14 protein-coding genes and 2 pseudogenes are annotated in these 14,042 nt (G+C 58.5%); 3 read left to right on the top strand and 13 right to left on the bottom strand.

Features of this window, described 5'->3' with window-relative positions:
- Window positions 1-97: 97 nt before the first annotated feature.
- The 7 genes from PAF18_RS15660 to PAF18_RS15630 all read right to left on the bottom strand — a co-directional run bounded on the left by PAF18_RS15660 (window position 98) and on the right by PAF18_RS15630 (window position 6,058).
- The gene (locus tag PAF18_RS15660; protein WP_067631010.1) at window positions 98-712 is read right to left on the bottom strand and encodes a class I SAM-dependent methyltransferase; all 615 of its coding nucleotides are present in this window, start codon (window positions 710-712) and stop codon (window positions 98-100) included.
- Between the two features lie 4 nt (window positions 713-716).
- Window positions 717-1,418 (bottom strand): cytochrome c biogenesis CcdA family protein, encoded by a 702-nt coding sequence (locus PAF18_RS15655; protein ID WP_434802273.1) that lies wholly within the window; start codon window positions 1,416-1,418, stop codon window positions 717-719.
- Between the two features lie 115 nt (window positions 1,419-1,533).
- Window positions 1,534-2,055 carry a TlpA family protein disulfide reductase gene (locus PAF18_RS15650; protein WP_067631003.1) on the bottom strand — a complete coding sequence of 174 codons (522 nt, stop codon included), beginning with the start codon at window positions 2,053-2,055 and terminating at the stop codon, window positions 1,534-1,536.
- Window positions 2,052-2,630 carry a DsbE family thiol:disulfide interchange protein gene (locus PAF18_RS15645; protein ID WP_236737094.1) on the bottom strand — a complete coding sequence of 193 codons (579 nt, stop codon included), beginning with the start codon at window positions 2,628-2,630 and terminating at the stop codon, window positions 2,052-2,054. The genes PAF18_RS15650 and PAF18_RS15645 overlap by 4 nt, the downstream gene beginning before the upstream one ends.
- Before the next feature lie 319 nt (window positions 2,631-2,949).
- The gene (locus PAF18_RS15640; RefSeq protein WP_271118200.1) at window positions 2,950-4,464 is read right to left on the bottom strand and encodes an MFS transporter; all 1,515 of its coding nucleotides are present in this window, start codon (window positions 4,462-4,464) and stop codon (window positions 2,950-2,952) included.
- Window positions 4,461-5,003 carry a TetR/AcrR family transcriptional regulator gene (locus PAF18_RS15635; protein WP_271118199.1) on the bottom strand — a complete coding sequence of 181 codons (543 nt, stop codon included), beginning with the start codon at window positions 5,001-5,003 and terminating at the stop codon, window positions 4,461-4,463. The genes PAF18_RS15640 and PAF18_RS15635 overlap by 4 nt, the downstream gene beginning before the upstream one ends.
- A 203-nt stretch (window positions 5,004-5,206) precedes the next feature.
- A complete protein-coding gene (locus PAF18_RS15630) occupies window positions 5,207-6,058 on the bottom strand; it encodes an arginase family protein (RefSeq protein ID WP_271118198.1) in 852 nt (283 codons plus the stop codon).
- A gap of 303 nt (window positions 6,059-6,361) precedes the next feature.
- Between PAF18_RS15630 and PAF18_RS15625 the strand changes: the two genes are divergently transcribed.
- The 3 genes from PAF18_RS15625 to PAF18_RS15615 all read left to right on the top strand — a co-directional run bounded on the left by PAF18_RS15625 (window position 6,362) and on the right by PAF18_RS15615 (window position 9,151).
- On the top strand, window positions 6,362-7,552 hold the full coding sequence (locus tag PAF18_RS15625; protein ID WP_271118197.1) for an Aq_097 family APC-type transporter: 1,191 nt from the start codon (window positions 6,362-6,364) through the stop codon (window positions 7,550-7,552).
- Between the two features lie 199 nt (window positions 7,553-7,751).
- Window positions 7,752-8,291: a recombinase family protein gene (locus PAF18_RS15620; RefSeq protein WP_090525268.1), complete on the top strand. Its 540-nt coding sequence runs from the start codon at window positions 7,752-7,754 to the stop codon at window positions 8,289-8,291.
- 119 nt (window positions 8,292-8,410) lie between these two features.
- On the top strand, window positions 8,411-9,151 hold the full coding sequence (locus PAF18_RS15615) for an AAA family ATPase (protein ID WP_090525270.1): 741 nt from the start codon (window positions 8,411-8,413) through the stop codon (window positions 9,149-9,151).
- Between the two features lie 36 nt (window positions 9,152-9,187).
- Here PAF18_RS15615 and PAF18_RS15610 read toward each other — a convergent pair.
- From PAF18_RS15610 to PAF18_RS15585, 6 genes and pseudogenes are all read right to left on the bottom strand, one after another.
- A pseudogene (locus PAF18_RS15610) lies at window positions 9,188-9,586 on the bottom strand (IS6 family transposase); the annotation flags it as partial.
- 22 nt (window positions 9,587-9,608) lie between these two features.
- A complete protein-coding gene (locus PAF18_RS15605; RefSeq protein ID WP_353620698.1) occupies window positions 9,609-9,740 on the bottom strand; it encodes a hypothetical protein in 132 nt (43 codons plus the stop codon).
- A pseudogene (locus PAF18_RS15600) lies at window positions 9,737-9,952 on the bottom strand (type II toxin-antitoxin system ParD family antitoxin). Before PAF18_RS15600 ends, PAF18_RS15605 begins: the two are co-directional and overlap by 4 nt.
- A 97-nt stretch (window positions 9,953-10,049) precedes the next feature.
- Complete coding sequence (gene repC, locus PAF18_RS15595; protein WP_090525741.1) at window positions 10,050-11,330, bottom strand: plasmid replication protein RepC; 1,281 nt, start codon at window positions 11,328-11,330, stop codon at window positions 10,050-10,052.
- A gap of 219 nt (window positions 11,331-11,549) precedes the next feature.
- A complete protein-coding gene (locus tag PAF18_RS15590; protein ID WP_090525740.1) occupies window positions 11,550-12,566 on the bottom strand; it encodes a ParB N-terminal domain-containing protein in 1,017 nt (338 codons plus the stop codon).
- The gene (locus PAF18_RS15585) at window positions 12,563-13,921 is read right to left on the bottom strand and encodes a ParA family protein (protein ID WP_176805220.1); all 1,359 of its coding nucleotides are present in this window, start codon (window positions 13,919-13,921) and stop codon (window positions 12,563-12,565) included. Before PAF18_RS15585 ends, PAF18_RS15590 begins: the two co-directional genes overlap by 4 nt.
- Window positions 13,922-14,042: the final 121 nt, after the last annotated feature.

The following is a 14,042-nucleotide window of genomic DNA, read 5'->3' as shown; positions in this document are numbered from 1 at the left end:
GCAAAATTTTCGGCGAAAGTTCGAGGCGAGAATTGGCTACCTTGCCATCAGTTGCGCCACGGATCGAAAGCCGAGATTGTCCTGTTTCCAAGCTTCCTCAGTAGAGGCGAGCTTGTCCCTCATACATGAAAACCAAGGGCTTCGGACCTGTCGCGTAACCGGTGTTGAGCCGCTCCATGCGGAAGCCGCTTGTCTCGATCAAGTCGGCCGTCGGGCGGTCAAGATGGCAGTTCCCGGCGCAGTGTTTCCAGACAGGCGTCAGCCAGCGTTGCCAGCGCCGGATACGGGGTCCGGGCGCCAGGCCATGCTCGACGAAGCGGAAGACGCCATCCGGCTTGAGAACGCGCCGGATCTCGGCGAGAGCCTTCTCCGGTTCCGAAACGCTGCAGAGTGTCCAGGTGGCGACGACGCAATCGACGCTGCGATCTTCGAGCGGCAATGCTTCGGCCACGCCCTCGATCATCTCGGCCGCGGGCATCAGTCCATGGGAGGTTTGCGCGGCCCGAGAGAGGAGTTCGGGCGACGGATCAATACCGATGATCTGGCGCACGGCCTCGGGGTAGAGCGCAATGTTCAGGCCCGAGCCGATTCCGATCTCCAGCACACGCCCATGCAGCCCGGAGATGGCGCGGCGCCGGTAGGGAAGAAGTTGATCCTGGCCCATCGCCAGATGCGTCAGCCGAGGGAGGATATGTTTCTCGTACAGTCGCATCTGTTCACCCGATCCGCGCAAGGACAGGGAAGGTGTCCAGCAGCCAGTAGGCCAGTGCGCTCAACCGCCCGGTCATCATCGCCAGGCCCATCAGGATCATGACGCCGCCCGCAGCCTGATGCAGGCGGCGACCCCAACGACCGATGCCGCGCAGCCTGCCGGCAATACTGTCGGTGAACCCCGCGACGACCAGAAACGGGATCCCAAGGCCGGCCGAGTAGACGGCAAGCAATGCGACGCCCTCGCCAATCGTCGCGCTTGTCGCGCTGGCGGTTAGGATGGCACCGAGGATCGGCCCGATGCACGGTGTCCAGCCGAAACCGAAGGCGAGTCCGAGCACGTAGGAGGCGACCGGTTGCCCGCCCGGCAGGTCGAGATGGAAACGCAGGTCGCGCTCCATGGCCGACAGGCGCGCTGCCCCGATCATGAACAGACCGAACAGGATCACGATCGCGCCGCCGACGAGGTTGAGTTCGTAGCGCCACTGCAGCAGCGTCTGACCGAGCGCGGTGGCAGAGGCCCCAAGCGCGATGAATATCGTGGAGAAGCCAAGGACGAAACAGAAGCTGAGCCAGACGGCCCGCCCCTTCGAAGGAACTGCACTGCCGGTGACCGTACGTCCGGCAACGTAGGATACGTAGCCGGGCACGAGCGGCAGCACGCAGGGCGACAGAAAGGAAACGGCACCGGCCAGCAATGCCGCCATTAGTCCAAGAACGGAAAGTTCAATCAAATCCACATCTCCAAACTGATCGGTAGACCGCCACCACGTGTGCGCACGGAGCGGAACGGCTGGCGCGGTCGTCGTGCTTTTCCATGTCCTATTGCTTACGTTCGTCAATAAGAGCGCTTATCTGCGCAACGGCTTCGGGGCTGTTCCATTCGGCCGGGCCTGCGAGGCGCCCCCGCTCGCGCCCAATGCGGTCGATCAGAATCGTTGTCGGCAGACCCACCACGGCCAAGGCCAGCATCGCGCGCGTATCCTCCGCGATATAGAGATCGAGGTTGCGAATGCCGGTCTCTCGGTAGAAGCGGCGCACAGGTTCGAGACCGGCCCGATCGATCGACAGCGGCAGAACATGAAAATCCGATCCGCCGAGGCGCGCTTGCAGCGCGTCGAGCGTCGGCATCTCCTCGCGACAAGGCGGGCACCAAGTCGCCCAAATGTTCAGAAGCACGACACGTCCCTCGAAGTCCGCCAGCGTCAGATCCCGTCCATCTCCATCCACGAAAGGCGGCGACAGGAGATCACGCGGAGTCCCGTGATTAGGGATCGGTGGTCGGGCGGAGGCAGGGCTTGCCGCAAGCGCCAAGACTCCGGCAAGGACGTCACGTCGCCTCACGGGTCGCTCTCAGCCTGCAACCGGCGCACGACCGGCAGAATGTCCTCCTCAAGCGAGGCCTGATCAAAGGGGCCGACATGCTTGTATGCAATGCGCCCCTCGGCGTCGATTATGTATGTTTCCGGCACTCCATAGACGCCCCAGTCTATCGCAACGCGGCCTGATCGGTCCGCGCCGATGCGGGTGAAGGGATCGCCGAGCTCTTCGAGGAAACCCAGCGCCTCCTCGGCATTGTCCTTGTAGTTGATACCGTAGATCGGAACGGTGCCCGCTTCGGCAAGATCGACGAGAAGCGGGTTCTCCGTGCGGCAGGGGACGCACCACGACGCCCAGACGTTGACGAGAGAAACCTGGTCTAGCAGGTTCGCCGAGGCTAGGCCGTCCTGCCGCCCTTCGATGGGCGGGAGCGCGAATTCCGGGATTGGTCTTCCGATCAGCGTCGAGGGCAACCGGTCGTCGTTGTTCCAGAGGCCCCAGTAGAAGACTACGCCCAGCAACCCAAACAGAAGAATAGGCAAAATCATGAGCGGCCGTCCGCTCCGGCGCCGCTGTTCTTGGTTATCCTTCGAACTCATAGCCTGCCATCAATGCTTGGAAGGAATAAGGTATCAGCAACCGCTGATATGAAGCAAACCGTCGCCGATCACAATGCCGAACGATGGGGGAGGCTTGGCCGCGGCTTCGCAGACCCGAGCCATACTTACTGTCTAGATTCTTAAGAAATCAGCGAAAGGTCGGTATCTGAAGAGGCCGTTGAATTCAGACCTCTGAACGGCCCCTTCGTCCGCACACCGGACATAAACCTCCTGCCAGAAGGTGTGCGTCAAAAACGGTCGTTTCGTCCGGTGACAAAAACGTCGGCCTTTTGTCCAGTAGTTGCTGTAGTGGCTCCGACTACAATCCGATGACCCGAGTGGTCTTCCTGCGAACCATCAGCAGCGCGCAGAACAGCAACAAGATGACAACAGAGGCCAACGTAAGGCTCGCGGAAACGCCATCCAGGTAGGCCGTTCGTCCGGCATCCGCAACCTGCTCGGTCAAGTCGGGGGACAGGTCTTGGGCGGATGCGATCGCCTGCTCCAGGCTCGCCCAGGACTCCGGCGGTAAATCAGCCTCGGCTGGCGGAGAGAAGCTGCGCGCGTAGACGCTGCCCAGCACGCTACCCAGTATGGCGACCCCCATGGTGCCACCCAGCTCGTATGAAATCGATTCAATCGAACCGGCCATACCGGCCTGCTCTTCGGGAGCGCTGATCATGATCGCGGTCGAAGCCACGGCCATGGCTCCACCAGCTCCAAAGCCGATGAGGGCGAGAACCGTCAACTCAAGCCCTATCGGGGCCAGGTGGCCGGTGAACCTATAGGCGACGAAGCCGATGGCAGTCGCCGCCACAGTGAGGGACATCATCCGACCGATCCCGACACCCAGCATGTAGCGCCCTGCAACCAATCCGCTGACGAACGAGGCGATGGCAAGGGGAAGAGCGAACAGCCCGGCAGCGAGCGGCGACAAGCCGCGAACCAGTTGAAGTTCTTGACTTATAACATATTGCAGGCCCATCACGCCGAAGGTTGCGACAAAGGCAATGCCGACCCCGGCGGAGAACCGCGGGTTGCGGAAAAGTCCAAAGTCGACCAGAGGCGACGGTTGCAGGCTCTGCCGACGCAGAAACAGCCAGCCGAACACAAGCCCGGCACCGAGGGCTATCGCAACTTCAATCCAGTGAGTGTCCACCTTCAAGACGCCCTTGAGCGCGTAAAGCAGGCCGATCAGGGACACCGTCAGAAACGCCGAGGTCACGAAGTCCCAGTGCTGGGCCGCGTTGCCGGGCAGATGCGGAATGAAGCGAAGCGTCAGCATGAACGTGACGATCACGAGGGGGACGTTGATGAGAAACACCGAGCCCCACCAGAACTGGGAGAGAAGCAGGCCTCCGAGGATGGGACCCAAGGCCGCAGAGCCGGACCATACCCCGCCCCAGATACCGATGGCTGTGGCCCGTTCCTGATCCTCAAGAAACACCAGTCGGACAATCGAGATCGTCGCAGGCAACATCATCGCTGCGCCGATTGCGAGCACCCCCCTCGCGACGATGAGAACGCCGGGATTCGGGGAAAACGCGGCTACGAGAGATGAGAGCCCAAAGACTGACATGCCGACAAGCAAGATCGTGCGATGGCCGATCTTGTCCGCCAGAGCACCGAAGCCGGGAAGCAGGCCCGCCATGACGAGGCTGTATGCGTTGACCATCCAGAGCTTGTCCGCATTGGTCGCGCCCAGCTCCTGTGTCAGTCGCGGCAAGGCGACGTTCAGCACCGTCATGTCGATGCCGATCGGCAAGAGGGCGCATGAAATGATCGCGAGCACCAGCCACGGGTTATCCGAGGCTCCGGCCTTGGGTGAACTCATGGGTAGGTCATCCTCAGGAGAAGGCTGTTGAGGGCGTTGTCCGGGGTGTGCGTTCCGGCAAGCTGGGCCAGCCAGATGCCATCGGCAGCCATGCGCACGGCCTGGAGCTCAGGGGTGCATTCCCGCTCCAGGACAGACGCGAACTGGCGGCCGAACCACTCGTGCCAAACAGAGCGAAGCGCGTCGTCAGCGATCATGGAGACCCAGACCGAGAGCCAACGGCTTTCCTGGGCATCGCTTTCCGTGACCAGATTCAGATAGGCTCGGGTGAAGCGGCCGTGCCCAACAGGGTCTCGTGACATGCCTTCTGCAAGCTCTTGCTCGAACTCCGACAGCATGTCGCTGAAGACTGCATCAACTAGGTCTTGCTTGTTCGTAAAGTGATGGAAAAAGGCACCCTTAGTCACGCCCGCCGCAGCTGAGAGTTGCTGGATGCTGACTGCGGTCAACCCCTTTTCAGATGCGAGGCGGCACGCGTTATCGACCAGCATCTGGCGGACGCGTTCCGGGTTCTTTTCTCGGCGATGAGCTTCTGACATATATAATACCTACCGGTATGTATCTTTATTGTCAATCTTGTATCGAGATAAGCAGGCAAGACAACAACGGTCGATTCCGCCGGTGACAGAAACGGTTGAGTTTTGGCACATCCTGCGTCGCAGAGAAGGTCCGGAAGGAGCCCTCTTTGACAAATGCTGCGCTCGCGATGAATGGCTAATTTTGGAGAGCGACTGGTACTGTTCTAGCCGCGGTGAGCCATAACCCGATTGATCACCTCAATTGCGATCTCGCCAATTCTGTCGGCTCCCGCTTGGCTCGGATCGTAAGACGCCACGGTCAAACCAAGCGCCCCAGACCGAGCCAGGATTTTGTCGAGGCACGCCAAAAGGTCCTTCTCCGTAAGTCCGCCAGGCTCGGCATATTGGTTTGCCATCCCCTCTGATGGATCAATACAATCCATGTCCAGATGAATCAGCACCTTGTCCACACGTGTCGGTAGCAGCCGATCGAGTGCGTCGGCGAAAGGTTCTGATCTGTTTGCACCGCCCTCAACCATAGACACGCCAGTTGCTGAAAGGCGTTCCAGAAGGCCAGGTTCCAGATGGCGTGATCCACAGTAGATCAGACGATGCGGGTCCAAGGGGGTGAACCCCGGAACCGTCTTTGCAAGACGCTGCCAACACTGCCCCGTGAGAGTTGCAGCGCCCATGCTGTCGAAGTAGCCATGGTCAATGTCGTCTGGCGTATAGAAATCGGTGTGACCGTCGAACCAGATCAACGGCACATCGGGACTTCCGAGACCGGCATATGTACCAACCTCGGCGTTGCAGTTTCCGGAGAGGACGAGTGGGAAATGACCGGCGGCTACGGCTCTAGAGACAGCGTCTGCCACCCGTCGTTTGACCTCGAATGCCCGACCCACCTCGCCCTCGCATTCAGGTATGTCACCGAGATCAGAAACATGGGTTTCAACGCAGGAGTGCTTTAGGGCTTCTTTCAGACCCATCTCCATCAGGCGGATCGGCCCCGCTCCAACCCGATCCTCCCGTAAGCCACCGTGGTACGGCGCAAGTATGATTTCGACTGATTTCACGCCGCGACGATGACATCTGTCTATTCAATGATCAATTGCCAGAGCCGCCGTTCGCGCAACGGCAGCGAAAGCCCGGATTGTCCCGCACACCGGACATAAACCCCGTGACAGAACTTATGCGCCTAAATGCGCCTAAAACGGTGGTTATCGCCGATGACAGAAACGGCTGAGTTTTGGCACATTTTGCGTTGCGGAAAAGGTCCGGATCGAGCCCTTTTGGCTAATGCCGCACGTCCAAGGAAGGTCTGCTTCAAGACATCAGGCTAAGTTGCCGAGCCGACTTCGCTTTGATCTTATCGGGGCATGATGAACATAGCGATTCTGTCAGCCGCGGTCCTTGTCGGCGCCCTGTTGATTTGGCCCCGCCTCTCCAACGCGCCGGTTTGGAGAGCGACGATTACGCCTCTGGCCTCAATCATCGGGAGCGGGTTTCTTGTTCTAGGGCCGATCCTTGATGTCAGCTACGGCGGATATGCGCCGCTGGTCATGCTTGGCTTGTGTGCGATCGCTTATTCGTTCGGAGCCGCTATCAGGTTCAACATTGGGGACATCGATGCACGCCCTGCGCCGTCTCGTCTGCTCTTAGGGCTTGAACGGGCGTCTTCCGTTGTTCTGGCCTTCGCTTTCATCGTTTCCGTGGCCTATTATCTCAATCTCTTCGGCGCGTTTGGCGTGAGCCTGACAACGCTGGACGACGCATACTACGCCAACTTGCTGACCACCGCCGTTTTCCTGCTGATCCTATTCACGGGGATGACGCGCGGGTTTAGCGCGCTCGAACGTATGGAACAGGTCTCGGTCGGACTGAAGCTATCCATCATCGCGGGGCTGTTGCTTGGGCTCGCAGTGCATTTCGGGCAGGTCACGGGCCAAGGCGCACTAAAGTTCGATCCGCCGCAGGTCACCGGGTGGGCAGGAGTGACACTAATGGCCGGTCTGATCGTGACGGTTCAGGGTTTCGAGACTTCACGGTATCTTAGGCAAGCCTATGACGCGCCCTTGCGGATCAAGTCCATGCGGCTCGCTCAGTGGATATCCACCGCAATTTACTGCCTCTATATCGGATTGCTGACCTACGCTTTTGATGCCGATCCACTGTCTTTGGACGAAACAGCAATCATTGAATTGATGCAGGTTGTTGCCCCGATCCTGCCTCTGCTTTTGGTCGTTGCAGCCCTTAGCGCCCAATTCAGCGCCGCAATCGCGGACACAAACGGCTCGGGCGGCTTGATAGCCGAGACGACCAGAGGCGTCGTCACGGAAAAGTCGGCCTATGTGCTGTTGGTTGGCATCGGGATTCTGCTGACGTGGATGGCCAACATCTTCGAAATCATCAGCTATGCTTCGCGAGCCTTTGCCCTCTATTACGCCCTTCAATCGGGCATAGCCGCGATCCGGGCATCGCAACGCCTGCATTCATGGCAAACAGTGGGCTTCGCAATCCTGGCGCTTCTTGGTGCCGCAGTCGCTGTGTTCGGAACGCCCGTCGAATGAAAAGCAGACATCCTTTGTCTTTGCGTTGACGGCAGCAAAGTCCCGCACATCGGACACAACCCCCCTGACAGAACCCATACGGCAAAAACGGTCGTTTCTGTCCCTTCCTAGACACACATGGCGGACCAACGAGTTACGCGGGACTAAAACTCCGGACAAAACCGTTGCCGTTTTGGGAGGTTTTTGTCATGATTCAGGCATGATTTTAGGTTACGCCCGTGTCTCAACCGAAGACCAGAAGCTCGACGCCCAGACCGACGCCCTGACGGCGGCCGGCGCGGAGCGCATCTTCACCGAGCGCAGCAGCGGGTCTGTCCGCAACCGCCCCGAGCTGGACCGCCTGCTCGACCAGCTGCGCGCCGGTGATGTCATCGTGGTGACGAAATATGACCGCTTGGCGCGGTCGCTTCGTAACCTGCTGGAAATCGTGGAAGCCATTGCCGAACGCGGGGCCGGTTTCCGGTCGCTGGCCGAGGACATCGACACGACGACACCGGCCGGCTGGCTCATCTTCCACGTCTTCGCCTCCATCGCTCAGTTTGAGCGTGAGCGTATCTCAGAACGCACCCGCGAGGGGCTAGCAGCGGCGAAGAAGCGCGGCCGCACTGGTGGCAGGCCCCCTGCCCTCACCGAAGATCAGAAGATTGAGGTGCGTCGTATGCGCGACGTGGAACGCCGGCCCTTGCCCGACATTGCTGCCCTGTTCCGCGTGAGCACCAAGACCGTGCGGCGGGCTTAGACCCGCTGTGTCAGGGGGCTTCAGGCATTGGATAGATGGATTGAAGGATAAAATAGTTAAAAGTAACTTTAGAGTTAGAGATATAATTAAGGTTGACTTTATCTTTAAATTCCTCTTACATGGTCCGCAGGTATGTCATTACCTTCGCAAACCCGATGGGCGGTTCGGGGAAAACGACGTCCGGCATGCTTCTGGCTGAGCAAATCGCTCTTTCGGGCGGACGGGTTTCTATTCTCGACCTAGACCCGAACGCCAACATCCTTGCGTGGTCAGAAAGCAGGAAAGCGGACGGGCGCGACGTGCCCTTTTCGGTTTATGCGCGCCCTCAGGCCGAGGACACCGTTGAGCTGATCGATCAGCTTTCTGGTGAGACGGATTACCTGATCATCGACTTGGAAGGGTCGAAGGATCAGATCGTCACCTTCGCGCTTTCTAGGACAGACCTTTGCATCATTCCGCTCGATGGCTCGCCCATGGAGGCGAGGCAGGCGGCGGCGGCGGCCGTCCGGCTCGTACAAACCACATCGAGCATGATCCGTGCGCCCATTGCATACTCGCTACTGTTCACGAGGACCAACGCGGCCTTCCAGACCACGGATGAGCGCGACGTGCGGCAGGAGATGGAGATCAACAACATCCCGACGCTGCCGACCCGCATTGCAAAACGCGCACCCTATACCCGCATTTTCCGTGATGGCGTGCTTCTTTCGGAGTTGCCGGGCATCGTCACGGACGAACACGAAGGCAAGACAGCCTCTGTTACGGACAAGGCCATGAAACAGGTGGTCGCGGCTATCGAGAACGCCCGTGATTACGCTCAGGCTGTCATTCATGCACTCACGAAAGAGAGGGCTGCATGAGCAAGTATGGATTTGGTGGCGGGATTGAGCTCCCAAAGGCCGCCCGAAACGCGCGATGAGCCTTGCCAGAAAGCGCTTTGCCGCCTTGGCATTCCTGCGGGTTTGCACGAGGATGTCGAGCGTGTCGCCATTGGCGTCAACCGCCCGCCAGAGCCAGTGCTTCCTGCCACGAATTGGAATGACGACCTCGTCCAGATGCCACTTGTCCGACGGCGCGGGCCTGTCACGCCGGATACAATTGGCGAAATGCGCGCCAAACCGGTTGACCCACAGCCGGACGGTTTTGCGGCTGACGATCACGCCGCGCTCTGCCAGAAGGTCCTCGACGTCGGCCGAGCTCAGAGCGAAGCGATGATAGGCCCAGACGGCATAAGCGATGATCTCGCGGGGAAAGCGGAAGCCCTTAAGGCGCGCCAGGGATGATGGCATTTTCATTCGAAATCCTGTAGCAGGGGCTTCACGACACAACAACTTGGCAATGCCTCTCATAGAGTTCAGCCTGCTTGAGCCGGAATTTTTCGATCGTCCACTTGGCGATTTCGACGAGGCTCGCCTCAGCGCGGCGCGTCAGCCGAAGAGATCGGTTCATGAAGTTGCGCGCGCTTGTCGAAAGGCCCGCCGGATTACGTCTTCTCCGCTGCCTTCGGCGAATTCACCCGCCTTTGCTTGCGTCAATCCCTCGAATAAGCCCTGCCGGATACCGGCGAGCAGCGCTTCTTACTGCTCCAGCAGACGAAGCCCCGCGCGCATCGCTTCGCTGACGTTCTGGTAACGCCCAGACGCCACCAATGCCTGCACCAGCTAGTCCTGGGTTTCGGTCAGAACAACATTGCGCGTAACCATCTATCGGCTCTCCTTTGCTGGCAATGTATGCCAATGATCCCTGTTGAGCAACAACTCATGCGGCTTGGCCACTGAGCCTGCCATAGAAGCTGCGTTCGAGGTGCAGCTCCCCTGCCCCGGCCTTTTCGACCATGCCACGCAGATAGCCGCCCGGCGAGGAAACTTCGCCGGCGCAATGCTTCTCGAAGACAAGCGCGAGCGCCGCTGTCGCCACCTGTTTGCCCAAACGGTCCTGCGCCACGTTCCAGGCATGTTCAGAAATGCCGATCATCGGCCTGAGTTGACCAGCGACTCGGTGCAGATCGCCCCAATCCTTCAGGAACCCGCCCAAATTGCGCGCCCAGGATGCGAATTCCGGGCAGGCCTGTATCACAGTCGGAAGATCCAGCGCGGCGCGCTTCTTGCGCACCTCGGCAACCCACTCTTCCAGCTCCCTGTCAACCTGATCCTCGGTCTGAGCATTGGGCACCACGGCCGCGACTTCCTCTTTTTCCGAGGAATTACGAGTTACAGGATTAAGTTGGTTTGTAATTAGTATATGAGGGTCAAAAATGGCCTCCCTGGGGTTCATTTCTTGAATTTTCTTAGAACCTTGTTCCTTGGTTTCAGGGGTGTTTTCCACAGGCTGAACGACCTCGGTTGCCTTGAGATAGGCCGCTTCGACGCGCTCCTGAAGCCCCTTGAACCAGATTAGCAGCCGCTCAAGCTGTTCTGAAGCTTCATGGCGGCGAGGAAGCCGGTTCAGAAGCTCCTCGAAGAGACCTATGAATTGCGTCCAGGGTCCTCGCAGCGCGCTGCTGACGGCCGCTTCAATCCGAGCGCGGATCATACGGCGTGCAACCGTGATCTGGCGCTTCAGGCGCTGACAGAGCTCGCGCTCGGCTTGCAATTCGGCATGAAGCTCCTCGAACTCCTCGACGCGCGCCGACAGCGGCGACAGATCGAAGCCATAGGCCTCGACGATGCGCCCCTCGGCGTCCCTGCGGCCCCACCGCTTGCCGTTCGGGCTGTCCTGGAAGGAAATCACGCCGATCTCGGCCAGCCGCCGTGCATGGCGCTTGAGCGTAGAGAGCGAGAAACCCGTCTGCTCCATCAGATAGGCATTCGATGCCCAGACGATCGGACGCTGCCCCCCCTCCCAATCCAGGGCCTGTGTAAAGGCCCCGAGCGTATCGAGGAGCATCATATCTCCTGCCTTGAGGCCAATGTAGGCCCCCACCCGCTTCACAGCCACGAAGGCCCGCGCTTTGGGTACAGCTACCTGTTCACCGGCTTGGGCAAGTTGCTCTGCAATGCCAAGACCCGGTGTCGGCTTGCGCCAACCTGTATGTTTCATGCCTGTTTCTCACCTCCAGTTGTGTGGAGGCAAAAGAAAGCCGTTCGCTCAGAAGCGTTCTTGTTGACAGTGATTCGAGAGAGACTTATCTTCAAGGCGACCAAACCAATAAGATCAGCTCTCAGGCCCTCAGCTTGGGGGCTTTTCTTTTGCCTTTAGATCACATTCTTCCTTCTTGCTCGTGGCCTCAATGTATGGAGATGCACCGGTATTCAGGCTCTAGCCCGTCGGTGGAACCTCCTTATTCTTTGCCAAGAAGTCCGCGATCAGATCGCTCAACTCCTCAAGCTTCTCTTGGCTCAGCGGTACGCTTGCTGCTTTGATCGAGAGATTGCCGTTCGCTGACGTGAGCGAGAGATTACGACCCCCTACCTTGCGCTTGGCGGTGATCTTCTGAGCGGACTTTCTGACTTTCTTCTTCGGCTTGCCCTCAAGGCTGGCCAGCGCTTTTTGCAGATCCTGGAAGCTCATGTCGTAAGCGTTCTTGAACGCGTTCAAGATTTGATCTCGAGCCCCGAAAACTGCGCGAGCGCGCGACACGATACTCTCGTGGACTCCAATACGTGCTGCAAACGCTACCGCAGTCGTCTTCTCGCCAGACTCACGAAGCGTCTCGTACATCTCTCCGATAGCCAGTAGGCGCTCGAATGCGCCAAGGTTCTCCCTTTCCTCGTTTTCCCGGAAACGGAGGAACAGCATCTCGAACTGCGCGTTCTCCGCGCCTCGCTTCTCTGGGGACGCCAAGATTGCTCGAAGCTTAAGCCCCAAGGTTTTCGCTGCAGCATGACGACGTCTGCCGGTCAGCATGATAAAGCGAGCATCCGCGACATCTGTTGGGCTCAACGGGTCGGGCTTCCATTTCGGATCCTCTGGCCAAACAAGGATGGGCGTGTCTTGGCCGTTGGTTTCGATGCTCTTAACAAGCGTTTGAAAGGCCTCTTGTGCCAGCCAGTCATCACGACGATCTGAACCTAACGGATCCTGCACTTGTTCCGGTGAAATCTGAAGTTCGTGACGGCCGTTCAGAATGTCATCGACGAGCTGCGTACGTCCCTGCTCTATCGCTGCCTGCGATTGGGCAAGTGCGCCGGCCTTCCATGCACTACCCGCTCCCTTGAAAGGTGCAGTAGTAGAAGACGGTGCAGTGTCGACTTTTGCCTCGTCGCCATTGCCACTCGGCTCAGCTGATTGGTTCAACGCTTTCGAAACCAGCGACCTCGGGATAGTTCGCTTCATGCTGCGGTCTCCCCGTCATCGTCATCATAGAACGTGTCCATCCAAGCATTCGCATAACCACGTTCGAGGCCTGGCCACAGACGGCTGACGATTGCATCGTTCACCGCGTCTGCGTTCTCAATAAATCTGTTGATACCTTTTCGCTTGCCAGGCGTGTCAGGCTCGTATTCGTAGACCGACTGATAAACGTCTGAAGCGTTCGAAATCGCGTCTGACCGAAGATAGAATACGGGCAAGATCTCCGTGGGGCAGTGCTCGAGAAGATTGCCGATGTGGTTGAGATCCTGACCGTTGGAACGCTGCACAATGGCTGGCAAAAGCATGTTGGCACCCGAGCCAATATCGATACGCTCATGTGCTAAGATGTGCTGCAGCATACTTAGCAGGCCGGTGACAAAGGTCGACAGAGTTGCGATGTCGAACCCCTTCATGGTCTGAGGAATGACGAGGGATGAAGAGGCTATCACATTGTTGAGCTGGAAAAGCGTCAGCGCCGGTTGATAATCAATAATGATGCAATCCAGCGTTTCGTTCAGCGCATGCTCAAGTCGGACAGGATCGACCTTTCCATCCGTAACAAGTTCATTGGGAGCAGTTGCCGGAGGGTGCGCTTCTTTCCAGCGATCAATCGCGTCCCGAAGGTAGCGGTAGAAACTCTTGCCTGCAGGAGCTTCGCGAACCAAGCGGGCGATCTGAATTTCGCCCTCAGAGGTCTCTCCGTGCGCTGGAACCAATCGAAGCCCTGGCCAAGAAGTCTTCAAAAAGAAGCTATCCAGCGTCTCCGCGGAGTGATCCGTGTACGGCGCCTCCTCAGACTGGAAGAGGCCCGCGAAGTCCACCATCGATGGCGTTTCTTCAGTAGGCATTTGAGACAACCCCTCACCGCCTACAAAGTAAAGTGTGATCGTGCTCTGCGGGTCCGCATCCATCACGCCAACACGCATTCCGTAATGTAGGCTCAGGTACTGTGCGAAATGTGCAGCGCTAAGACTCTTGGCCGTGCCGCCCTTTTGGCTGGCGAATGAAATGACTGGAAGCGGATCGCCGGGCTTGCGCCACGCAAGATAGTCAAAAGGACGCTTTGCAGACGCCGCCATCAAAGCGCGCATATGCATCAGTTCATGAAGGTTGAAGACACGCTCGCGTCCAACGTACTCACCCTTTGGAAAGTCGTCGTTACCATTCGCGAACTTGGTCAAGTATTGGCTGCTGACGTTCAAGAAGCGAGCGCACTGTCGCATCGACCAAGTGCGCTTGATACGATGGCGCAGCGTCAACTCTTTGTTGACGGCGACCATTGTGCGCTCCAAGCCTCGTGACAGGTCGGTCAAAAACTGTTCTAGACTTCCGCTCATATCGCTGCCCCGACTTCGGTTGACTCCGAGTTCGACTCGTTTCGCCACTCATAGTAGCACTATTATGGGCGCAATTGGAAGATACCACGCGCCTATCTGAATTTAGGAGTATGATTAAAGG

It is taken from the genome of Paracoccus sediminicola (assembly GCF_027912835.1).
Taxonomy (GTDB): Bacteria; Pseudomonadota; Alphaproteobacteria; order Rhodobacterales; family Rhodobacteraceae; genus Paracoccus; species Paracoccus sediminicola.
The sequence above is the reverse complement of the archived record's forward strand: the minus strand, read 5'-3'. Positions and strand labels throughout refer to the sequence as shown.